The sequence below is a fragment of the Roseateles sp. P4_D2 genome, from assembly GCF_056401875.1.
Genome location: NZ_JBFUIM010000001.1, coordinates 160,254 through 181,627, shown reverse-complemented (window position 1 = coordinate 181,627; position 21,374 = coordinate 160,254). Strand labels below are relative to the sequence as shown.

Genomic DNA, 21,374 nt, shown 5'->3' with positions numbered 1-21,374 from the left:
CCGAAAGCCCGGTGCACCCGCACCGGGCTTTTTCTTTGCCCGGCGCAAGTGCACCGGGCTTTCTCCTTTCCGACATTCGCGAACCCGGCTGTTGATTCGTCGCCGGCTGGCGTCGATTCGCCGATTCGGCGGCTCGCCGGTTGCGACGGGCGTGTCTACTCATGCCATCGCAAGTCGAGAACCGCACCATGAGACCCAACCGCATCCGCCATCGCCCGCCGTACCACCCGGCACACCGCGTCGTCTTCGGGCTGGGCGTTGTCGGCATCGGCACGCTGGCCCTGCTGGATAACCTCCATGTCTTCGGCATGCCGCTGCTGCGCACCTTCTGGCCGCTGACCCTGGTGCTGTTCGGGCTGAGTCGCATCGTCTGGCCACGCCACGCGGGCAACTGGCTGTTCGGCATCGCCCTGGTCATCGTCGGCGCCGTGATGACCGCACAGAACCTGGACCTCGTCAGCATCCGGCTGCGCGACTGGTGGCCCGTCTTCATCATCCTGGCTGGCCTGTCCATCCTGGCGCGTGGCATGTTCCCGCGCTACCGCGGAGCAGGGGCTTGCGCCGACACGCCGTCGACGCTCGAGCACGGCGATCGCATTGCCATCGACGCCAGCTTCAGCGCCATCCGCCAGCAGAACGATTCGCGCGCCTTCAAGGGCGGCCGCATCGACGTGACCTTCGGCGGCGTCGAGCTCGACCTGCGCCAAGCCGCGATCGAGGGCCCTGAGGCCGTGCTCGAGATCTCGGCTCGCTTCAGCGGTGTCGAGCTGCGCGTGCCGCGCGACTGGCAAGTCATTGTCGACATCGCGCCAACGCTGGGCGGCGTGGAGGACCGTACGGTGCCGCCCATGAACCCGACGCAACGCCTCGTGCTGCGGGGCGACGCGATGTTCGGCGGCGTCGAAGTCAAGAACTGAAGTGCACCCGCTGCTGGTGCACCGGCGCGGCCTGGCCGCCTGCCTGCTGGCCGCCGCGCTGGCGGGCGCGGTGCTGGCCGCGCTGCTGGTCATCGAGGGGTTGGCCGACGCTCCCTGGGCCCTGGCCTGGGCATTGCCGCTGAGCACAGTGCTGAGCTTTGTCGCACTGTCGCTGTATCACCTCTGCCGCAGCCAGCCCTTCGGTGCCGGCCGCTGGCCGCGGGCACTGGCTGCACGGATTGCGGCCGTGCTGCTGCTCGGCGGCGCGGCGCTCGCACTCGCGGCAGGCTGGAATGCAGCGGGCCTCGCCCTCGGCCGCCCGGCCGGCCTGGTCACGATGACCCCGGCGACCTGGGGCCTCTTGCTGCTGGCCAATCTCATCCTGCTGACGCTGTCGGTGCTGGCCCACGACCTGCTGCTGGCCGTCGAATCCGCGCAAGCCTCCGCCACCCGCGAGGCCGAGGCGCGGCTGCTGGCCCGCGACATGGAGCTGCAGCTGCTGCGCCTGCAGATCGACCCACATTTCCTTTTCAACAGCCTGAACTCCATCAGCGCGCTGACCAGTTTCGACCCCGCTGGCGCGCGGCAGATGAGCATCGACCTGGCCCAGTTCTTCCGGCAGACCCTGGCGCTGGCCGGCCGCGAGCGCATCCGCCTGGAGGACGAGCTCGACCTCATCGGCCATTACCTCGCCATCGAGCGCCAACGCCTGGGCGACAAGCTGCGCAGCGCCATTGATGCGCCGCCCGAGACCCTGGCCGCCCTGCTGCCGCCGCTGACGCTGCAGCCCCTGGTCGAGAACGCCCTCAAGCACGGCCTGCGCGCGTTGGACGGCGGCGGCCTGCTGCAGATCCAGGCCTTGGTGCGCGACGGCTGGTTGCACCTGGCCGTGCGCAATCCCGTGCCCGCAGAACCATCGCGAGAACCCGGCATGGGCCAAGGCCTGCGCCATCTGCGCGAGCGGCTGGCCGCGCAGTACCGCGACCGTGCCCGTGTGAGCTGGGGCGCGACGCGCGAGGGCTTCGCGGTTGAGATCAGCATTCCCTTCGAGAACGAGACGCCATGACGCTGCAAGCCCTCATTGCCGACGACGAACCCCTGGCCCGCCGCCTGCTGCGCGAGTTCCTGAAAGCCCACGCCGACATCACCGTCGCCGTCGAAGCCGAGAACGGCCTGGATGCCGCCCGCGCCATCACCGAGCTCAAGCCCGATCTCGTCTTTCTCGACATCCAGATGCCGCGCCTGACGGGCCTCGAAGTGCTGGAGCTGACCGGCCGGCGCGACGGTGTCATCTTCACGACGGCGCATGACCAGCACGCCATGCGCGCCTTCGAGCTGCATGCGGTGGACTATCTGCTCAAGCCCTTCAACCAGACGCGCTTCGACACCGCGCTGACACGCGCGCGCCGCCTGCTTGGTCAGGCTCAGCCCGGACTGGACAAACTCGTCTCGCCCCAGGCGCTGAGCCGTGTGCTCGTACGCGACGCCGAGCGCAGCGGGGGCATGCAGGTGCTGGCGGTCGACGCCATCGACTACATCGAGGCTCAGGCCGACAACGTCGCCTTCCACAGCGCCGGCCGTGACCACCTGAAAGCCCAGCGCATCTCGGACCTGGAAGCCCAGCTCGACCCCAGCCGCTTCGTGCGCGTGCACCGCTCCTTCATCATCAACCTCACGGCGCTGCAGGCTCTGGAGAAGACGGACAGCGACGCCCACGTCGCGCGCATGAGGAATGGCAAGCGCATTCCCGTCAGCCGCAGCGGCTACGACAGGCTGCGCGCGGTACTCTGACGCTCGGCGCGAAGGCTGCGGCGGGAAAACACGGAGCGTCATAGGCGGCATTGACATTAGGATAGCGCTATCCAAAGCCCTCAGATCCGCTCTCGCTCGCGCCCCATGACCCACCTTGCGCCCGAATCCCTCGTCTTCATGGGCGTCGCCGGCAGCGGTAAATCCGCGCTGGGCGCTGCCGTCGCCCAAAGAGCCGGCCGTGTCTGGCTGGAGGGCGACGACTTCCACAGCGAGGCCAACCGCCGCAAGATGGCCCAGGGCCAGCCGCTGACCGACGATGACCGCGCCGGGTGGCTCGCCGCGCTGTGCGAGCAACTGCGTTGTCACCCGCTAGGCGCCATGGCCGCATGCTCAGCGCTCAAGCGCCGCTACCGTGACCAGCTCCGCCAAGCCTCACCGGGCCTGCGCTTCGCCTTCCTGGATGTCGACCGGGCCGAGGCCCGCCGTCGCATCGAGGCACGCGGCGGCCATTTCTTCTCCGTCAGCCTGGTCGACAGCCAGTTCGAGACGCTGGAGTCGCCCGTCGGCGAGCCGGGCGTGCTGCACCTGGATGCACTCGCCCCGCTGGACCAGTTGCAGGCGCAGGTGTTCGCCTGGTTGCAGAGCACAGCATGAGCGCGCGCCCGCTCACTCGGCGCGAAATCGTCGGCTACGGCCTGGGCGACATGGGGTTCAACTTCTACTGGACCAACATCTCGACCTTCCTGCTGATCTTCTACACCGACGTGTTCGGCATCACCGCAGCCGCCGCCGCGACGATGTTGTTCGTCATCAAGATCTTCAACGCCTTCACCGACCCCATGATCGGCGCCTTCGCCGACCGCACGCAGACGCGCTGGGGCAAGTTCCGGCCCTATCTGCTCTTCATGCCGGTGCCGCTGGCGGTGATCGGTGTGCTGACCTATTCCACGCCCGACTTCGGCCCCACGGGCAAGCTGGTGTGGGCCTACGTGACCTACCTGCTCTTGATGACGGTCTACACCAGCGTCAACCTGCCCTACAGCGCCTTGTCGGGGGTGATCTCGGGCGACGCGCGGGAGCGCAATGCTGTCAACGCGTCCCGTTTCGTCTGCGGCTTTGCGGGCGGCACCCTCGTCACGGCCGTGTCGCCCCGGCTGGTGGGCTGGTTCGGTGGTGGCGACCCAGCCCTGGGCTGGACGCTGACCATGGTGTTCTGGGGCGTCGCCGCCGCGCTGATCTTCGCCTTCACCTTCAGCGCGACGACCGAGCGCGTCCAGCCGGTACAGGCCGAGCCCTCCAGCGTGCGCCAGGACCTGGCCGACCTGCGCAGCAACCTGCCCTGGATCCTGCTGTTCTTCCTGGCGCTGATCATCATGCTCAGCATCACGCTGCGCATGACCAGCGCGGCCTACTACTTCAAGTACGTGGTCAACCGGCCCGAGCTTCTGGCCACCTTCATGCCGGCCTACCTGCTGGCCGCGGCGGCCGGCACGGCGTGCACGCCCTTCCTCACTCGCTTCATCGACAAGCGCAAGCTGCTGATCGGGTTGATGCTCGCTTCCACCGTGCTGTCGATGGCCTTCCTGTTCGTCGACGCCGATCAGATCGCGCTGATGTATGCGCTGCAGATCGCGCTCGGTCTCGTCCTCGGCCCGAAATCGCCGCTGTCCTTTTCGATGCTGGCCGATTCGGCCGACTTCAACGAATGGCGCAACGGCCGCCGCGCGACGGGCATGACCTTCGCGGCCAGCTCGTTCGCGCAGAAGCTCGGCACGGCTGTCGCCGTCGGCGTCATCGGCACGCTGTTCACGGCGCTGGGCTATGTGCCCAACGCGGTGCAATCGGCCGACTCCCAGGCCGGCATCGTCTGGCTGATGTCCGTGATCCCGGCCGGCTTCACGCTGCTGGCCGCCGTCATCATGGTCTTCTACACGCTGGACAACCCCACCATGGCGCGCATCCAGGCCGACCTGGCCGCGCGCAAGTTCTCCACTTCACCGGTCTGACGCCCATGCTGCGACACCTCGATGACGGCGAGCGCTGCGAGCTCACCAGCCCCACCGCCCTGCCCCAGGCCGCCGGCTTCCTGTGGAACCGCCGCATGATGATCCAGGTGACCTGCCGCGGCTACGCCACCGCGCAGTTCATGCAGCCCGAGCCGGCCAAGTACGCCCATGCGCCCAACCTGGAGGCCAAGACCTTCATGCAGCCGGAGCAGGCCTACTACGCCCACCACCCCGGCCGCTTCGTCTACGTGAAGGACGAGGACACCGGCGAGCTGTTCTCGGCGCCGTACGAGCCGGTGCGCGCGCCGGTCGACAGCTTCAGCTTCTTCGTCGGCCGGCACGACCTGAGCTGGACGGTGGAGCACCTCGGCCTGCGCGTGGAGATGGCGTTAGGCCTGCCGACCGACGATGTCGTCGAGCTGTGGGAGGTTCGCGTCACCAACCTTTCGGGCCGGCCACGGCGCATCAGCGTCGTGCCCTACTTTCCCATCGGCTACATGTCGTGGATGAACCAGTCGGCCGAGTGGCGCGCCGACCTGGGCGGCATCGTGGCCAGCAGCGTGACGCCCTACCAGAAGGTGGCGGACTACTTCAAGAACCTGCAGCTCAAGGACAAGACCTATTTCCTCTGCGAGCGCCCACCTGATGCCTGGGAGGCCAGCCAGAGCGCGTTTGAAGGCGAAGGCGGCCTGCACCGCCCGAGCGCGCTGCAGGTCGAGCAGCTCGCCGGTGGCGACGCCCGCTACGAAACGCCTGCTGCCTGTGTGCAGTACAGGCTGACGCTGCAGCCCAACGAGGGCCAGACCTGGCGCTTCCTCTTCGGCCCTGCGCTGGACGACGCCGAGATCGCCAGCGTACGCGAGACCTACCTCAGCGAAGCCGGCTTCGCCCGCGCCCACGCTGCCTATGCCGACTACGTCGACGGCGGCCGAGGCTGCCTGCGCATCACGACGCCCGACGCCGACTTCGACCGCTTCGTGAACCACTGGCTGCCGCGCCAGGTTTTCTATCACGGCGACGTGAACCGCCTCAGTACCGACCCGCAGACGCGCAACTACTTGCAGGACAACCTCGGCATGGCCTATATCGCGCCGAGCGTCACGCGCGGCGCACTGTTGCATGCGCTGAGCCAACAGGCCGCCAACGGCTCCATGCCGGACGGCATCCTGCTCATCGAAGGCGCCGAGCTGAAGTACATCAACCAGGTGCCGCACACCGACCACTGCGTTTGGCTGCCCGTGTGCCTGCAGGCCTACCTCGACGAGACGGGCGACTTCGCGCTGTTGGATGTAGTGGTGAACGACCTCACCGTCGCCGAACGGCTGGACGCCGCCATGACCTGGCTGCAGCAGGACCGCGACGCCCGCGGCCTGAGTTTCATCGCCCAGGGCGACTGGTGCGACCCGATGAACATGGTGGGCTACAACGGCCGCGGCGTGTCGGGCTGGCTCACTGTTGCGGCCGCCTATGCGATGCGGCTGTGGGGCGGTATCTGCGCCAGCGCCGGCCGCTCCGACCAAGCCGCGCGCTGGCAGGCTGCGGTCAAGGAACTGAATGCCGCTGCCAACAGTCATCTGTGGGATGGCGACTGGTTCGCCCGCGGTATTACCGATGACGACGTGGTGTTCGGAGTCAGCGCCGACACCGAGGGCCGCATCTACCTCAACCCCCAGTCCTGGGCCATGCTCAGCGGCGCGGCGAGCAAGGAGCAGCGCGTGAAGATGCTGGCCGCCATCGACGCGCAGCTCGACACGCCGCACGGTGTGGCCATGTTCAACCCGCCCTACTCCGGCATGCGCGACGACGTAGGCCGCGTGACGCAAAAGCACCCGGGCTCGGCCGAGAACGGCGCGGTCTACAACCACGCCGCCAGCTTCTACGTGCATGCGCTGTACGACGCCGGAGAGGGCGACCGCGCCTACAGCGCACTGCGCCGCATGATTCCGGGGCCTGACGAGGCCGACTATCTGCAGCGCGGCCAGTTGCCGGTCTTCATTCCCAACTACTACCGCGGCGCGCACCAGCAGTTCCCGCGTACGGCCGGCCGCTCCAGCCAGCTCTTCAACACCGGCACCGCGGCCTGGGCCTATCGCTGCGTCATCGAAGGCCTTTGCGGCCTGCGCGGCGATGCGAAAGGCCTGCGAGTGAAGCCGCAACTGCCCTCGGGCTGGGACGAGCTCAGCGCTGAACGCGAATTCCGCGGTGCGCGTTTCCACCTGCAGGTTCGCCGCACCGGCCAAAACCGCGTACTTCTGGATGGCCAGCCATTGCCAGATGGCCTGGTGCGCGACATCGAGCCCGGCCGCAGCTACCGGCTGGACGTCGAGCTAGGTTGACGCCCGCCGCACGACCTGGAAGCCCAGGTCCACGTTCGGCTGCTCCACCGGCTGGCCGCGCATCAGCTTCATCAACATCTGCGCCGCCTGCTCGCCGATTTGACGGCGCGGCGTGGCCACGGTGGTGAGTGGCGGCACCATCTGGTCGCTGCCAGGCAGGTCGTTGAAGCCGGCCACCGCCACGCGGCCAGGCACGGCCACCCCCAGGCGCAAGGCCGCCAGCAGCGCGCCCTGCGCAAGGTCGTCGTTGCAGAAGAAGATGGCGTCAGTCTCAGGCGCCTCGCGCAGCACACGCTCCAGCATCGCGCCACCGAGCGCCATGGACGAGGGCTCGGCGATCAGCACCTTGTTCACGCTCTCGCCCAGGCCGGCTTGCACCAGCGCCTCCTTGTAGCCCTCACCGCGTTCCAAGGTGCGTGGGTCGAGCTGGGCGGCAACGTAGACGACGCGGCGTCGACCCGAATCGAGCAGATGCTGCGTGATGGCCCGCCCGGCATCGCGTTGCGAGAAGCCCACGCTGTGGCTGCCCGGCTCCACCTCCATCACATGCACGCAGGGAACGCCGCTGCCCTCGATCAGAGCGGCCGCCGCCGGGCTGCGATCGCGGCCGGTGACGATGAGACCGGCCGGCCGGTGTGCCAGAAAGCTGCGCAGCACGGCCTCCTCTTCGCTGGCGTCGTAATGGGTGACGCCGATCAGCGTCTGGTAGCCAGCCGGCACGAGCGTGGTCTGCACCGCGTCGAGCAGCTCTACGAACAAGGTATTGCTCAGCTTGGGGATCAGCACCGCGACATGGGAGCTGCGGCTGGAGGCCAGCGCGCGGGCGGCTGGATCGGGCACGTAGCCCAGCGCAGTGGCGGCGGCCTGGACGCGCTCGCACAGCTCCTGCGCCACCGCCCGCTCGCCACGCAGGGCCCGCGACACGGTGATGGGGCTGACGCCGGCGGCCTGCGCCACGTCCGCCAGCGTCACCCGGCCGGTGGCCCTGGTGCGTCTGGGGGAGGCGGCTGATGTCGTCTTGCTGCTCGGCATTTCTACATGGTATCCCCCATATCGGAGGGGGAATTCGATGCCTAGGATAGCGCAATCCCGAAACGCGATAGCCCTCGGCGCAGCTGTTCAACCCTTGGGGATCGCGTGTTCGGGCGAGTTTCAACCTAAGCCATCCGGTTTTTTTAAGCTCTCCGGACAGCGCTATCCAATAACCAAGTTTGTTTACCGAATACCGGCTCAACGACCACAAGGCAGCGGCCCACCGTGCCACCTCAGGAGACCTCCCATGCGAAATCCCGGTTCCAAGACCCTGATCCATCTGGCGGCCCTCACGGCTTGCGCCGTGCTGGCGCTTCCCGCCCTGGCCCAAAGCGCTGAGACACCGGCCACAACGCCTGACGCCGCGCCAGAGGTCAATCCCGGCGCCAGCGTGCTGAGCACCGTGGTCATTACGGGCTCGCGCATCTCGGCGCGCGGCTTCACGCAACCGACGCCGACCACGCGCCTCACCGCCTCGGACCTCGAGAAGGCGGCTCACCCGAACATTTTCCAGAGCCTCGTTGAGTTGCCTGCGCTCCAGGGCAGCACGGGTCGCACCACCTTCACCAACAGCACCAGCAGTGGCTTGCAGGGCCTCAGTTCCCTGAGCCTGCGCGGCCTCACCCCGATCCGCACGCTGACCCTGCTCGATGGCCAACGCGTGGTGCCGGCCAACGTGACCGGCGTGGCTGACATCAGCCAGTTCCCACAGCTCCTCGTCACCCAAGTCGACGTGGTGACCGGCGGTGCCGGCGCCTCTTACGGCTCCGACGCCGTCGGCGGCGTGGTGAACTTCATCACCGACAAGCGCTTCAAGGGCTTCAAGGCCAACATCGAAGCTGGCCAGACCAACTACGGCGACGACAAGAACGGCGCACTGCAAGCCGCCTGGGGCCGGAGCTTCCTCAACGACCGTGCGCACATTGCCGTGAGCGTGGAACTCGTCCGTGAAAAGGGCGTGCCCTCACCCCGCTTTGGTGGCCAGGGCGCCAACGGCCGCACCTGGTTCAACAATCCGGCCTGGCAACAGCGCCCTACCGGCCAGACCACGGACGGCAGGCCGCAGCTGTTCGACATCCGCAACGCCCAACAGTTCCAGTACTCCAAGTACGGCTTGATCACCCAGGGCCCGCTGCAGGGTACCGCCTTCGGCAAGGACGGCGTGCCCTACAAGTTCGACTACGGCTCCAACGGCGTGCCCACAGGCACGGGTGCAGTGACAGGCTGCATCACACCCTTCTGCGTGGGCGGCGACCTCTCCGGCACCATCGGCGGCGGCACCACCATGGGCATGAACCTGCAGCGTCAGGTCTTCTACACCCGTGCTAGCTATGAGCTGGACGATGACAACGAGGTCTACTTCACGGTCAACCTGGCCAGGACCAACGCTCGCAACACGCCCAACCCCGGTTCGCCCAAGCTGGACAACTTGACCATCCAGTGCGAGAACCCCTACGTGCCGGCCTCCATCAAGCAGGCCTGCGTGGACAAGGGCATCACCAGCTTCAAGTTCGGCACGGCCTACGGCAACCAGCCCAAGGACATCGAAGTCAACCCGATCCGCGAACAGAAGCGGTTCGTGCTGGGTGCGACCGGCAAGGCTAGCGCGCTAGGCCAGACTTGGTCGTATGACGGCTACTTCGAGCACGGCGAAAACAGCATCGACCTGAAGGTCAGCAACATCATGCTGAACCCGCGCTTCAACGCCGCCATCGACGCCGTGCGCAATTCGTCCGGCCAGATCGTCTGCCGAAACGCCACCGCCGTGGCCGCGGGCTGCGCGCCGCTGAACATCATCGGCGATGTGCAGCAGGATCCGGCCGCGCTGGCCTATGTGTTCCCGGCCGTCGGTCCGCATCAGTTGTCGGTGCAGCGTCAGACGGTGGCCAGCTTCAACCTCAACGGCCAGCCGTTCTCGAACTGGGCAGGACCGGTGGCCGTTGCCTTCGGGGCGGAAGCTCGCAAGGAAGGTTACTGGGTGACGGGCGACCCCTACGGCAATGGCGTCTACCCCGCAACGCCCAATACGGCCGACTACCCGGCTGACCCGCTCCTCAACACCACTGTGGGCAACAACTGGTTCGCCGGCAACTACCACGCTGCGGCGGGCGCCTACAACGTGAAAGAAGCTTTCGTCGAAGTGAACGCTCCGATGTTCAAGTCCGACAGCCTGGGCGAGGCCAACCTCAACGCGGCCGTGCGCCGCACGCTCTACAGCACCGCCGGCGGCATCAACAGTTGGAAGATCGGCTCGACCTGGAAGACCGGGGTAGATGGCCTGCGCGTTCGCTACGTCGCCTCGCGTGATGTGCGTGCGCCGAATCTCTCCGAGCTGTTTGCCGCGCCGGTGGTCATCAACCAGGCCGTCAACTTCCAGGGCAACACCTACAACGTGCAGCAGCGCACCATCGGCAACGTCAACCTTCGCCCCGAGCTGGCCAACAACCGCATCCTCGGCCTGGTGTTGTCGCAGCCCAAGTGGGCGCCAGGCTTCAGTGCGTCGATCGACTACTTCGACATCAAGTTGAAGGACGTGATCTCCACCCTCGGAGCCCAGCAGGAAGTGGACCTCTGCGCTGCCGGCAACCAAGAGATCTGCGCCGCGATGGATCTTGTCAGCCCCGTGAAGTACGTGACGCTGCAGGCCTTCAATCTGGCCAGGATGCGCAGCAAGGGCTTCGACATGGAAGCTCTCTACCGATTCAACCTGGCCAGCGTCAATCTGCCCGGCAAGCTCACGCTGCGTGGCCTGGCAACGCACACCAACAGCTTCCTGGTCACATCGGGCATCGTGGGCACCATCCCGGCCGAGCGCGCAGGCGTCAACCTCGGCGACACGCCGACGTGGAAGGCCCAGTTCTCGCAATCCTGGGAAGGCGAAAAGGCCAGCTTCACGGTGGGCCAGCGCTGGGTCAGCAATGGCGTCTACAGCAACGAGTTCATCGAGTGCCAGACCACCTGCCCAGTCTCCACCGCCATGCACCAGACCATCGACAACAACCACATGAAGGGCGCTTTCTATTGGGATCTCGCCGGCAACTACAAGATCAACAAAAACATCACCGCCTACTTCAAGATCGACAACGTCACCGACGTCGCGCCGCCCAACGCCCCGGGCACCAACACCGGCTATGGCGTGAACCCCTCGCTGTTCGATGTGCTGGGCCGCCAGTACCGCGTGGGCGCCCGCATGACGTTCTGACGCCGGTCGCGTCCTACAGCGGCGGCCGGCGCCTGCCGCGAGACTTCGCGCATGCGCTGGCTTGATCAGATCCGACCGCTGGGACGCGTGCTGAAGCTGACCTTCGACGGTTTCCTCGACGACCGCGGCCCGCGCATGGGCGCGGCACTCGCCTACTACACGCTGTTCTCGCTGGCACCGCTGCTGCTCATCGTCGTGTCCGTGGCCGGCCTGGTCTGGGGCGGCGAGGCGGTGCGCGGCGAGCTCTTCGACCAGCTCGCCGCGCTGCTCGGCGCGACGGCCGCCTCGACAGTCGAAAGCATGCTGAAGTCGGTCTCCTGGCCGGCCGGCGGCTGGCTCAGCACGGTTGTCGGGCTGGGGCTGATGCTGGTCGGTGCGACGACGTTGTTCGCCGAGCTACAGGATGCGCTGGACACCATCTGGCGCGTGCCGGCCCGCCCGGTGCAAGGCTGGCTGAACTGGCTGCGCGCGCGCCTGCTGAGCTTCGGCCTCATCTTTGGCCTGAGCTTTCTGCTGCTGGTGTCGCTGCTGCTGGACGCGGTCATGTCGGCCGCCCAGACCTGGTGGCAGCTCTGGTTCGGCGACTGGCTGCGCGTCGCCGCTCTGGCCAACACCGTGTTCAGCCAGGGGCTAGTCGTGGCCGTGTTCGCGCTGATCTTCAAGTGGATGCCACGCGTGCACGTCGCCTGGCGCGACGTGCTGCTCGGCGCCTTCGTCACGGCGGGCCTGTTTGCCCTGGGCCGCTATGGCATTGGCGCCTATCTGCAGCGCAGCGGCGTCGCCTCGGGCTTTGGCGCCGCGGCCTCGGTCGTGGCCCTGCTGGTGTGGGTGTACTTCTCGGCGCAGATCCTGCTGATCGGCGCCGAGTTCACCTGGGCCTACGCAAGAGTGTTGGGTTCGCGACGAGAAACGGAAGAAGCTCGTGCAAACTTGCGCACCGATTCCCAGCCCGCGACGCGATGACGACCACCACCACCGACGACGGCCTCAAGCTCCACCTGCGCCACTGGCCCACCAGCGCGGCTCCCGCACGCGGCCAGTTGCTCATCTGCCATGGCCTGGGCGAACACATCGAGCGCTATGCCCATGTCGCCGCGGCACTGAACGCGGCCGGTTGGGATGTGCACGGCTGGGATCACCGCGGCCACGGGCGCAGCGATGGGCGCAAGGGCGACATCCCCGCGCACGACGCGCTGCTGCGCGACACGGCACGCGTCATCGACGCCGTGCGCCAGCCGGGCAAGCGTTTCGTGCTGCTCGGCCACAGCATGGGCGGGCTGATCGCCGCGCGCTTTGCAGCGGAGGCGCTGACAGGCAAGCCCGCGGCCTGGAGCCGGCCGCTGGATGGCCTGGTGCTGTCTTCCCCCGCGCTGGATGCGGGCCTGTCCGGTTTTCAGAAGCTGCTGCTGGCCGTGGCGGGATCGCTCGCCCCGGGCCTGGCCGTCAGCAACGGCCTCAAGCCCGAATGGATCAGCCGTGACCCCGCCGTCGTGAAGGCTTATGCCGGCGACCCGCTGGTGCATGACCGCATCACGGCGCGGCTGACGCGCTTCATCGTCGACAGCGGCGCCCGTGCCATTGGCGACGCACCGCGCTGGAAGCTGCGCACGCTGCTGATGTGGGCCGGCGCGGACCGCTGCGTGTCACCGCGCGGCAGCGAGGCCTTTGCGTCTGGCGCACCCGCCAATGTCGTCGCCACCAAGCCCTGGCCCGGCCTCTTCCACGAGATCTTCAACGAGCCCGAGAAGGCCGAGGTGCTGAAGACGCTTACCGATTGGCTGAACGCGTAAGCGCGTCAAGCCGGTCGACGATGAGCTCCAATCTCAGCAGCGGGTTGTCCATCACCATCAGCCGCTGGCGCGCCTCGACCGGCATGGGCAGCAGCTCGGCCCAGCGGTTGGCCAGCCAGCCCGCGTCGTCCCACTGGTAGGGCGGCTGCACGGGCAGGTCGTCCGCGGCGCCGCGGGCCTTCCAGCCGGCGAGCAGGTACTGCAGTTGCTGAGCGGCCTGGCGCAGATCGTCTGGCACCGGCACCGCGACGTCGCCGGCCAACAGCTCAAGCCGGCCGACCCACAGGCCATGGCTGAGGTTGCGCGAGCCCTGCACGCGAAAGCGCTGCGTGCCGCAGATGCGGATGTTGATGAGGCCGGCCTGCGCGTGCTCGAAATCCTCGATGCGGGCCAGCGTGCCGACGTCGTGAAAAGCCTCGGCCCGAAAGCCCTCGCCCTCGCGCCGGCGCACCTCCTCGCCCGAAGTCAACGCCACGATGCCAAAGGGCTCGCCGCGCGCATGGCAGCGCTGCACCATGTCCAGGTAACGCGGCTCGAAGATGCGCAGCGCCAGATGGCCGCCGGGAAAGAACACCGAGCGCAGCGGGAACAGCGGCGTCTCGACATCCATAGCTTCAGCGGGTCTTCTCGGCGATGCGCTGGCGCAGGATCGGCAGGATCGCCTGCGCTGCCTCGCGACCGGCCTGCACCGCACGGCGCCGCGCCGTGAAGTCGGCGCTGCCCACGCCATCGAGCCTGGGCCGGATGACGACGTCGGCGTCGCGCAGCTCGAACATGTTGATGCTGCGCCCCATGATGGAAAAGGTCTGCATCAGCATGCGAAAGGCGTCGCCCGGCGGGTCCTTCTCGGGCGGCGAGGTGATGTCCACCGCGACGACGAGCTGCGCGCCCATTTCCCTGGCAAAGCGCACCGGCACCGGTGACACCAAGCCGCCGTCGACAAATTCGCGCTGGCCGATGCGCACCGGCTGGAACACGGCCGGTACCGCGCTGGAGGCACGGACAGCCGTGCCGGTGTCGCCGCTGCGGAACAGGATGGAAGAGCCGTCGGACAGGTCAGTGGCGACGATGCCCAGCGGCACCACCATCTGCTCAATGTTCTTGCCGCCGGTCTTGTCGCGGATGAAGCGCGCCAGCGCCTCGCCGCGGATCAGGCCGCGCAGCGGGAAGGACCAGTCGGTGATCGCGCCCTCGTCCATGGTCTCGGCCAGCGTCTGCATCTCCTTGCCGGTCTTGCCCGAGGCGTAGAGCGATGCGACGAGGCTGCCGGCCGAGGTGCCGGCGACCAGGTCGACCTTGATGCCGTTCTCTTCGAACACCTGGATGACGCCAATGTGGGCAAAGCCGCGCGCGGCGCCGCCGCCCAGGGCCAGGCCGATGCGTGGCGGTTTCGGGGCTGGCTTGATGACGGGTGGCGGCTCAGGCGGCGGCGTCGGGACGACGACGACCGGCGGCTGGGGTGGCTGGCTGGGCAGCACGGAACAACCGGCCAGCGCCACAAGGGAGGCCGCAAGCCAGGCACGGCGGATCAGGACAGGATTCATTTCAAGGCAGAGGGAGCGCGGCGCACGATAACCGAGGCCGATCAGGCCAGCTTGTAGCTTTGCAGATGGATGGAGGTCTCGGTGCCGGCAATGCCCTTGATGAGGCGCACCCGCTCCAGCACGTCGGCCAGTTCCTGCAGGCTGGAGCTGCGGATCTCGGCCAGCAGGTCCCAGCGGCCGTTGGTGTCGAAGAGGCCCGTGATGCCGGGCTCGCCGAGCAGCATGGCCACCACCTCGCGCGTGCGGTTGCCTTCAACCGTGATGCTCATCCATGCCGTGATCTGGTCGGGCACCGAGTCGGGCCGCAGGCGCACCGTGTAGCCGGTGATGACGCCGCTGTCTTCCAGCCGCGCGATGCGGTTGGTGACGGTGCCGCGCGAGACCTTGAGCTTGGCCGCGAGCGTGGCGACGCTGGCCCGGGCATCGGTGCGCAGCAGGGCGAGGAGTTGCTGGTCAAGGGCATCCATTTTGAGCAATTCGGCAATTTCCACTGCCATTTTGCCAAATCGCGATGCATTACGTGGCAAGAGTTGAGCTTCTGTTTGGCAGGCCGCCTAGGAAGAATCGCCCCAACAGCTTCATAGAGACCGCCATGACCACCGTCCTCACCACCCAAGACGTCGCCCGCCTTGTCCAACGTGTCGGACTTCCCGATTTACTTCGCCGCCTTGTCAGCTACCTCGAATCCGACTACCTGCGATGGGCCGAATTCGACAAGACGCCCCGTGTCGCCGCCCATTCACAAGACGGCGTCATCGAGCTGATGCCCATCGCCGACGCCAGCCTCTACAGCTTCAAATACGTCAACGGCCACCCCAAAAACCACCGCTTCGGCCTGCCGACCGTGATGGCTTTCGGCGTGCTCGCCGACGTGGCGACCGGCGCCCCCACCCTGCTCTCCGAGCTGACCCTGACCACCGCCATGCGGACCGCCGCCACCTCGGTCATGGTGGCCAAGCGCCTCGCCCGCCCCGACAGCCGCGTGATGGCCCTGATCGGCAACGGCGCCCAGAGCGAGTTCCAGGCCCTGGCCTTCCACCACCTGCTCGGCATCCGCGAGCTGCGCCTCTACGACATCGACCCGGCCGCCACGGCCAAGCTGGTGCGCCACCTTCAGCAAACGCCCGGCCTCACGCTGACCGTGTGCGCCTCCACTGCGGAGGCGGTCAAGGGCGCCGACATCGTCACCACCGTGACCGCGGACAAGACCAACGCCACCATCCTGACGCCGGACATGATCGAGCCCGGCATGCACATCAACGGCGTCGGCGGCGACTGCCCGGGCAAGACCGAGCTGCACCGCGGCGTGCTGGAGATGGCCCGCGTGGTCTGCGAGTTCGAGCCACAGAGCCGCATCGAAGGCGACATGCAGCAGATGCCGGCCGATTTCCCCGTCACCGAGTTCTGGCGCGTGCTCGCCGGCCAGGCCCCGGGCCGCGAGTCGACCAGCCAGGTCACAGTGTTCGACTCGGTCGGTTTCGCGCTGGAGGACTTCTCCGCGCTGCGCCTGCTGCGCGACGTGAGCAATCAGCTTGGCCTGGGCGCGCCGCTGGACCTGATCCCGCAGATGGCCGACCCCAAGGATTTGTTCGGCGAACTGCATCTGACCCACCAGCTTCAGGTGGCTTAGGGCCTGTTCACGCTACGGGAATCGGTGCGAGAGGGTCTGCGCGGGTGCAGGGCCAGGCGTGCGGCGCCGCCTGGGCTCGTGCCCAGGCCAGGCGCGCAACAACGCCATGCGCCCGCGCAGGCCCTCTCCCGAAGGGTTGCCACCCAAAAGCCCGCGCGCGGCGTTGCGAAGCCTCGCTGGGGCCGACCCCAGCTTCGACTTTGCGCCTTGCTCGCGGGCTTTTGGGTGGCAACGCATCCGATCCCCGTAGCGTGAACAGGCCCTGGCGTCCGTAACTTTCACGACGCCTCTTCGCTAGCGCGCGCCCCAGAATCGGTGGCGCACGCTGCCGGAGGGCTCGCATGGGATCTGCCGCTCGACTGACCCGCCACTTTTGGCCACTGGGTCTGCTGCCCGCGCTGGCCGCGGCCGAGCCACTGCCTGCCGATCCGCTGGAGCGTCAGTGCTGGCTGTCACACACGGCCCAGCGCACGGCCCTCGACCTGCGTGAGCCGGTCTCGGTGCACTTCAGCAACGTCAAGACCGGCTACCGCGTGCGCTCGCCCTTCTGGGTGGAGTTCGGCATCCGTGGCATGGGCGTCATTCCGGCCGGCAATGCCAACGAGAAGGCCGGCCACCACCACATCCTCATCGACACGCCGCTGCCGCGCGACCACACCGCACCCATCCCCTTCTCCAATACGCACAAGCATTTCGGCAAGGCCCAGACCGGCACCGAGATCGACCTGCCGCCGGGCCGGCACACCATGCGGCTGCTGTTCGCCGACCACGCCCACAAACCCTATTTCGTCTTCAGCAACGAGATTGCCATCGAGGTCGTGGGCAAGCGCGCCGACGCCCCGGCGCCCAAGGTCGTTGCGGGTGACCGCGACAGCTGCGAGGCCTGGTACGAGGACTTGCGCGCCGCGCCACGCGCCTCAGCCGGCCGCGAGGTCTATGTGAAGAACCTGCGCGATGAAGAGGCGGTGTCGAGCCCCTTCACGCTGTCCCTGGGCGTGCTCGGCGCCGGCCTGGGCGTGGCGCCGGCCGGCACCGCCATCAAGGACACGGGGCATTTCCGCCTCAGCTTTGCGCCCAAGGGCGGCGGCAATGCGGTGCGCCAGAACCTCGTCGACGGCCGCACCGAGGCCATCGTCGACCTGCCCCTGGGCGAGTACGAAGCGGTTGTCAGCCTGCACGACGGCGCCGGAGAGCCCCTGCTCAAGGCCGCGCCGCTGAAGTTCAGCGTCACCCGTCACGACAGGTAGGCGCCAACGTCCTCCACGTCGATCAGCGCTGCCGCCATGAAGCGCCGCGCATAGGTCAGGCACACGCCCGAGCGCAGGAAAAGTTCAAACAGGCCCGGGTCGAGATGGCCCTCGGCCACCATGCGCCGCATGAGGCCTAAGGCCTCGGACAGGCGCTTGCCCGGCTTGTAGGGCCGGTCATCGGCCGTCAGTGCCTCGAAGACATCCGCAATGGCCATCATGCGGGCCTGCGGGCTCATCTGTGCGCCGGTGAGGCCACGCGGGTAGCCCTTGCCGTCCATGCGCTCATGATGGCCACCCGCAATCTCGGGCACCTCGCGCAGATGCTTGGGGAAAGGCAGCTCGTGCAGCATCTTCAGCGTCTGCACGATGTGGTCGTTGATCTTGTAGCGCTCCTCCTCCGTCAGCGTGCCACGGGAGATCGTGAGGTTGTGCAGCTCGCCGCGGTGGTAGAGGTGTTCGGGCTGCTTGAGTTTGAAGCCCCAGCGGTTGTCACCGCCCAGTTGGTCGGTGGCGGGGCGCGACAGGATGTGCTCGGGCCGGTCCTGCAGCAGGCGCTCAGGAGCAGGCAGCGGCGGGCGCGGTTTGGGCTGGCGGCGCAGCTCCTCGATGGACAGGCCGAACGTGTCGTCGAGCGTGCGCAACCAGCGCCTCTCGCCGATGCGGCGCAGCCGGGCAACGGCTTCGGGGTCCAGCGTTTCGCCACCCACATTGCTGGTCGCGACGAAGGCGTAGTCGGCATCCAGTTCGCCCTGGACCGGCGCCGCTGCGGCACGGGCACGCTGCGCGCCCGCTTCGCCCAGCTCGGCCTCCAGCTTCTCGATCAGCGCGTCGCGCTTGAGCACCTCGAAGCGCGTGCGGACCTCATGGACGCGGTTGTAGATCGTCTCCAGCTTGGTGGCCTTGTCGACGACGTACTCCGGCGTGGTGACCTTGCCGCAGTCGTGCAACCAGGCGGCGATGTGCAGCGCCTCCCACTGGTCAGCGTCCATCGTGAAACCGGCGTACGGCCCCTCGGTCGCCTCGCAGGCGGCCTGGGCCAGCATCTTGGTCAGCTCGGGCACGCGCTGGCAATGGCCGCCGGTATAGGGGCTCTTGGCGTCGATGGCGCCTGCAACGAGCTGGATGAAGCTCTCCAGCAGCTCCTTGCGCGCGCGCAGCAGCAGCTGGTTGTCGATGGCCACGGCGGCCGTGCCCGACAGCGCACTGACAAAGGCCACGCGTGCGGCGCCCAGTGGTTCGGACGGCCCATCGGCCGACAGCGGGAAGGTCAATGTCAGCGTACCGATGGTCTCGTGCTGGCTGTTCTTCAGCGGCAGGGCCAGCAGGCGCATCCTCGCGACGCCCAGGGCGGCGAACAGCCGCTGGTAGGCGGCCAGGTGGGTCGGGTTGTCCCAGCTCAGGTCGATCTCGACCGGTGCGTTCGTCTGCAGGGCACGCACCGGCGCGGCGACGCTGTCGGGCACGTTCACCTGCCATGTCAGCCCGCGGCGCGACGCGGTCTCGCCACGCACGCGCGAAGCCGCGGGCTCCAGCGTCTGGCCATCGGCCGACAGCAGGTGGACCGAGCCGCCACTGGCGCCGGCCACGGCGATGGTCTCGCGCAGGATGAGGTCGAGCAGGGTGTCGAAATCTCGCTCGGCGCTCAGCGCGTCGCTGATGTCGAGAAAGCGCCGCAGCGAATGCTTCATCGCCGTCATCGCGATGGCCAGGCGGTCGACCTCGCGGATCAGGCTGCGTTGGGGATCGGGCCCGTCGAACTCGAAACGCTCGATCGCCTCGGCCTGGCGGGCCAGATTGCGCAGCGGCCGCGACACGCGATCGGCCAGCAGGTGGACCAGGGGCAGCAACAGCAGCATCAAACCCAGCGAGATGTAGAAGCTCTGGCGGCGGCTCTCGATCTGGAAGGCCTGCAGCTCCTCGCGCGGCGCGGCCATCAGCAGCACCAGCGGCGCGCCGGCCTCCACGGCACCCTGCAGCGGCAAGGCGTGGCTGACCCATTCGCGCCCGTCGACCACCTGCACGGGTGTGAGATGACCCTCGCCATCGCGGCGCTGCCACAGCGCGCGCATCAGCGCCGACGCACGCTCGGCCACGCGCGGCAGGGCCTGGCCGTCCTTCGGCGGCGCGCCGCTCTCGCGCCGGGCCTCGGCCAGCATCTCGCCGCCTTGGGTGGCGATGAGCAGTTCGGCCGAACGGCTGATCTGCGGCCGCGTCAGCATCTCGCTGAGAGCCTGCAGGCTGACGTCGGCGCCCACGACGGCGCCACCATGAGCCTGGGCCAACGTCACGCCGGGTTCGCCGGTCGTGAAGAACAGATAGGGCGCCGATTGCACGAGCCTGCCTTCGCCGGCCTCGCTCGCCAGCGCGAACCAGGGCCGGGTGCGCGGGTCGAAGTCGTAGTCGGGCCGATCACGGCGCTGCAGCTCGTGCAGCGCTGCGTCGTAGAAGCGGTAGGCGCCACGCGGGGCCGCGCCGCCATCGCGGCTCACGCTCTGCAGGCCGAATGCAGCCTCGGCCGGCGCATCCATGCGCTTGCGTGTTGCCGCATCGACAAGGCGGCGCAACAGCACGAAGGATCCGCCCGAGGTGCCGACATAGACGGCCGACACCGAAGCATTGGCGCGCAGGGCCGCCGCCATCTGCGGCAGCGCAGTCAGGCGCTCGGCCTCGTTGCTGGCCCGGCCCAGGGCGCCGGTCGCCAGCAGGGCCACGCTGACCCGCGCCGGCCGCAGCTCGGTCTCGACGGCCGCCGCAGCCTCGCGGCCGATGCGCCTGGCCGCCGCGCCAGCCTGCTGCAGCATCAGTGCATCGCTGCGTGAGCGCTCGTACAGCAGCAGCACGCTGTACACCAGGGCGACCAGGCCCACCATCAGCAAGCTCAGCGTGATGTAAAGCGTCTTGGGCTTGAGATGCGGCATGGAACCTGACGGGCAGCAGCGTTGCAGCAGTATCTCCGTGCCGCCAGCACTTTGCCTGCGGTTACCAGACCAGCCGGCAAGAGTGCCCAAGTCCTACAAGTCGAGCCCCCAGCGCCAATGAGGATGGCTTGGCGACGACCGGTCGCATATCGCCGCAGGCCCCACCCGGCGCCTGCGCTCCGATGGATGAAGTAGGAGAGAAGTTCCCCATGAAAAAGATCGCAATCAGCCTTGCCGCCCTCGCCCTGGCCGCTGGCGCCCAGGCCCAAAGCACCCGTTCCAGCAGCAATGCGGAGCACAACTACGGCCTGTTGTCCCTGGGCCAAGGCCATCTCAACGTCGACTGCACCGGCGTGCAGACCTGCGACAGGAACGCATTCGGTGGCAAGGCCATGTTCGGCCATGCCTTTGGCAATGGCTTTGCAGTCGAAGGCGGCTACACCAATTTCGGCAAATTCCGCGCGTCGCAGGGCGCCGTGGGGCTGAGCGGACGACCCGAAGCCCTGTCGCTGAGCGGCGCCTACACGGCCAACTTGAGCCCTGACTGGGGTCTGGTCGGCCGCCTGGGCGTGGCCCGCGTGCGCACCAAGGTGAACGCAGAGGTCGGCGCGCTGACCGGCTCAAGCAGCGAGAGCAAGACCCAGCCCATCGCTGGCCTCGCCGTCAACTACGCGCTGACGCCGTCGACCCGCGTCGAGCTGGGCGTGGACGCAACGCGGGCCCAGATCCAGGGTGAGCGCCAGAACGTGCGCATGGTGTCGCTGGGTGCGCGCATGGCCTTCTGACGGCCCAAACACGCCGCTGCGAGACCACCCGAGCCGCCTGGCCGCCTGGCCGCTTAAAGCGCGGTTAGGCGGTTTTTTTCACATCGCCCCCGAGCCGGGGGCATTGCCGTCTCATCCGCGCGACAACGTCATCAAGGGCGTACAGGCGCCGCGAATAGCATGCGCGCCGCCTCAGAAAGGCGCCGAGGCCGGCCACGCCGGTCGGCCCATCC

The 21,374-nt window shown here is 67.9% G+C and carries 17 protein-coding genes; 12 read left to right on the top strand and 5 right to left on the bottom strand.

The annotated features are described in order from the left end of the window. Positions 1-188 precede the first annotated feature (188 nt). The 6 genes from AC1DW0_RS00795 to AC1DW0_RS00770 all read left to right on the top strand — a co-directional run bounded on the left by AC1DW0_RS00795 (position 189) and on the right by AC1DW0_RS00770 (position 7,011). Complete coding sequence (locus tag AC1DW0_RS00795) at positions 189-917, top strand: LiaI-LiaF-like domain-containing protein (protein WP_477944481.1); 729 nt, start codon at positions 189-191, stop codon at positions 915-917. 1 nt (position 918) lies between these two features. Beyond that, positions 919-1,983, top strand: a complete 1,065-nt coding sequence (locus AC1DW0_RS00790; RefSeq protein ID WP_477944479.1) for a sensor histidine kinase — start codon at positions 919-921, stop codon at positions 1,981-1,983. Then, positions 1,980-2,708, top strand: coding sequence for a LytR/AlgR family response regulator transcription factor (locus AC1DW0_RS00785; RefSeq protein ID WP_457391655.1), 729 nt, complete (start codon positions 1,980-1,982; stop codon positions 2,706-2,708). The genes AC1DW0_RS00790 and AC1DW0_RS00785 overlap by 4 nt, the downstream gene beginning before the upstream one ends. A 105-nt stretch (positions 2,709-2,813) precedes the next feature. Beyond that, positions 2,814-3,323 (top strand): gluconokinase, encoded by a 510-nt coding sequence (locus AC1DW0_RS00780; protein WP_235531901.1) that lies wholly within the window; start codon positions 2,814-2,816, stop codon positions 3,321-3,323. After that, complete coding sequence (locus tag AC1DW0_RS00775; RefSeq protein ID WP_457391657.1) at positions 3,320-4,675, top strand: MFS transporter; 1,356 nt, start codon at positions 3,320-3,322, stop codon at positions 4,673-4,675. Before AC1DW0_RS00780 ends, AC1DW0_RS00775 begins: the two co-directional genes overlap by 4 nt. A 5-nt stretch (positions 4,676-4,680) precedes the next feature. Then, the gene (locus tag AC1DW0_RS00770) at positions 4,681-7,011 is read left to right on the top strand and encodes a GH36-type glycosyl hydrolase domain-containing protein (RefSeq protein ID WP_477944476.1); all 2,331 of its coding nucleotides are present in this window, start codon (positions 4,681-4,683) and stop codon (positions 7,009-7,011) included. On the opposite strand, the gene gntR is transcribed toward AC1DW0_RS00770, so the two are convergent. Next, complete coding sequence (gntR, locus tag AC1DW0_RS00765) at positions 7,003-8,043, bottom strand: HTH-type transcriptional regulator GntR (protein WP_457325778.1); 1,041 nt, start codon at positions 8,041-8,043, stop codon at positions 7,003-7,005. The genes AC1DW0_RS00770 and gntR overlap by 9 nt on opposite strands. A gap of 247 nt (positions 8,044-8,290) precedes the next feature. On the opposite strand from gntR, the gene AC1DW0_RS00760 reads away from it, so the two are divergent. The 3 genes from AC1DW0_RS00760 to AC1DW0_RS00750 are packed head-to-tail and all read left to right on the top strand — an operon-like array spanning position 8,291 to position 13,035. Next, entirely contained in the window at positions 8,291-11,245 is a 2,955-nt protein-coding gene (locus tag AC1DW0_RS00760) for a TonB-dependent receptor plug domain-containing protein (protein ID WP_477944474.1), read from the top strand. A gap of 51 nt (positions 11,246-11,296) precedes the next feature. Continuing rightward, a complete protein-coding gene (locus tag AC1DW0_RS00755) occupies positions 11,297-12,208 on the top strand; it encodes a YihY/virulence factor BrkB family protein (RefSeq protein WP_477944472.1) in 912 nt (303 codons plus the stop codon). After that, positions 12,205-13,035 carry a lysophospholipase gene (locus tag AC1DW0_RS00750; RefSeq protein ID WP_477944470.1) on the top strand — a complete coding sequence of 277 codons (831 nt, stop codon included), beginning with the start codon at positions 12,205-12,207 and terminating at the stop codon, positions 13,033-13,035. Before AC1DW0_RS00755 ends, AC1DW0_RS00750 begins: the two co-directional genes overlap by 4 nt. Here the strand turns inward: AC1DW0_RS00750 and AC1DW0_RS00745 are convergent. The 3 genes from AC1DW0_RS00745 to AC1DW0_RS00735 are packed head-to-tail and all read right to left on the bottom strand — an operon-like array spanning position 13,013 to position 15,046. Next, positions 13,013-13,645, bottom strand: a complete 633-nt coding sequence (locus AC1DW0_RS00745; RefSeq protein ID WP_477944468.1) for an LON peptidase substrate-binding domain-containing protein — start codon at positions 13,643-13,645, stop codon at positions 13,013-13,015. The genes AC1DW0_RS00750 and AC1DW0_RS00745 overlap by 23 nt on opposite strands. 4 nt (positions 13,646-13,649) lie before the next feature. After that, complete coding sequence (locus AC1DW0_RS00740) at positions 13,650-14,579, bottom strand: patatin-like phospholipase family protein (RefSeq protein ID WP_457323732.1); 930 nt, start codon at positions 14,577-14,579, stop codon at positions 13,650-13,652. A gap of 41 nt (positions 14,580-14,620) precedes the next feature. After that, positions 14,621-15,046 (bottom strand): Lrp/AsnC family transcriptional regulator, encoded by a 426-nt coding sequence (locus AC1DW0_RS00735; protein WP_056194870.1) that lies wholly within the window; start codon positions 15,044-15,046, stop codon positions 14,621-14,623. Positions 15,047-15,171: 125 nt separating this feature from the next. On the opposite strand from AC1DW0_RS00735, the gene AC1DW0_RS00730 reads away from it, so the two are divergent. Both AC1DW0_RS00730 and AC1DW0_RS00725 read left to right on the top strand, forming a co-directional pair. Next, positions 15,172-16,209, top strand: coding sequence for an ornithine cyclodeaminase (locus tag AC1DW0_RS00730; RefSeq protein WP_477944466.1), 1,038 nt, complete (start codon positions 15,172-15,174; stop codon positions 16,207-16,209). A gap of 341 nt (positions 16,210-16,550) precedes the next feature. After that, entirely contained in the window at positions 16,551-17,456 is a 906-nt protein-coding gene (locus AC1DW0_RS00725) for a DUF4399 domain-containing protein (protein WP_477944464.1), read from the top strand. Here AC1DW0_RS00725 and AC1DW0_RS00720 read toward each other — a convergent pair. Next, entirely contained in the window at positions 17,444-20,377 is a 2,934-nt protein-coding gene (locus tag AC1DW0_RS00720) for an HD domain-containing phosphohydrolase (protein ID WP_477944462.1), read from the bottom strand. The two genes, AC1DW0_RS00725 and AC1DW0_RS00720, sit on opposite strands and share 13 nt — an antisense overlap. Before the next feature lie 209 nt (positions 20,378-20,586). Here AC1DW0_RS00720 and AC1DW0_RS00715 point away from each other — a divergent pair, with 209 nt between their 5' ends. After that, positions 20,587-21,162 carry an outer membrane beta-barrel protein gene (locus AC1DW0_RS00715; protein ID WP_457324644.1) on the top strand — a complete coding sequence of 192 codons (576 nt, stop codon included), beginning with the start codon at positions 20,587-20,589 and terminating at the stop codon, positions 21,160-21,162. Positions 21,163-21,374: the final 212 nt, after the last annotated feature.

Coding starts and splice junctions, on each gene's coding strand:
- AC1DW0_RS00795 (WP_477944481.1), top strand. CDS start 189: ATGAGACCCAACCGCATCCGCCATCGCCCGCCGTACCACCCGGCACAC.
- AC1DW0_RS00785 (WP_457391655.1), top strand. CDS start 1,980: ATGACGCTGCAAGCCCTCATTGCCGACGACGAACCCCTGGCCCGCCGC.
- AC1DW0_RS00780 (WP_235531901.1), top strand. CDS start 2,814: ATGACCCACCTTGCGCCCGAATCCCTCGTCTTCATGGGCGTCGCCGGC.
- AC1DW0_RS00775 (WP_457391657.1), top strand. CDS start 3,320: ATGAGCGCGCGCCCGCTCACTCGGCGCGAAATCGTCGGCTACGGCCTG.
- AC1DW0_RS00770 (WP_477944476.1), top strand. CDS start 4,681: ATGCTGCGACACCTCGATGACGGCGAGCGCTGCGAGCTCACCAGCCCC.
- gntR (WP_457325778.1), bottom strand. CDS start 8,043: ATGCCGAGCAGCAAGACGACATCAGCCGCCTCCCCCAGACGCACCAGG.
- AC1DW0_RS00760 (WP_477944474.1), top strand. CDS start 8,291: ATGCGAAATCCCGGTTCCAAGACCCTGATCCATCTGGCGGCCCTCACG.
- AC1DW0_RS00755 (WP_477944472.1), top strand. CDS start 11,297: ATGCGCTGGCTTGATCAGATCCGACCGCTGGGACGCGTGCTGAAGCTG.
- AC1DW0_RS00750 (WP_477944470.1), top strand. CDS start 12,205: ATGACGACCACCACCACCGACGACGGCCTCAAGCTCCACCTGCGCCAC.
- AC1DW0_RS00745 (WP_477944468.1), bottom strand. CDS start 13,645: ATGGATGTCGAGACGCCGCTGTTCCCGCTGCGCTCGGTGTTCTTTCCC.
- AC1DW0_RS00740 (WP_457323732.1), bottom strand. CDS start 14,579: ATGAATCCTGTCCTGATCCGCCGTGCCTGGCTTGCGGCCTCCCTTGTG.
- AC1DW0_RS00735 (WP_056194870.1), bottom strand. CDS start 15,046: ATGGATGCCCTTGACCAGCAACTCCTCGCCCTGCTGCGCACCGATGCC.
- AC1DW0_RS00730 (WP_477944466.1), top strand. CDS start 15,172: ATGACCACCGTCCTCACCACCCAAGACGTCGCCCGCCTTGTCCAACGT.
- AC1DW0_RS00725 (WP_477944464.1), top strand. CDS start 16,551: ATGGGATCTGCCGCTCGACTGACCCGCCACTTTTGGCCACTGGGTCTG.
- AC1DW0_RS00720 (WP_477944462.1), bottom strand. CDS start 20,377: ATGCCGCATCTCAAGCCCAAGACGCTTTACATCACGCTGAGCTTGCTG.
- AC1DW0_RS00715 (WP_457324644.1), top strand. CDS start 20,587: ATGAAAAAGATCGCAATCAGCCTTGCCGCCCTCGCCCTGGCCGCTGGC.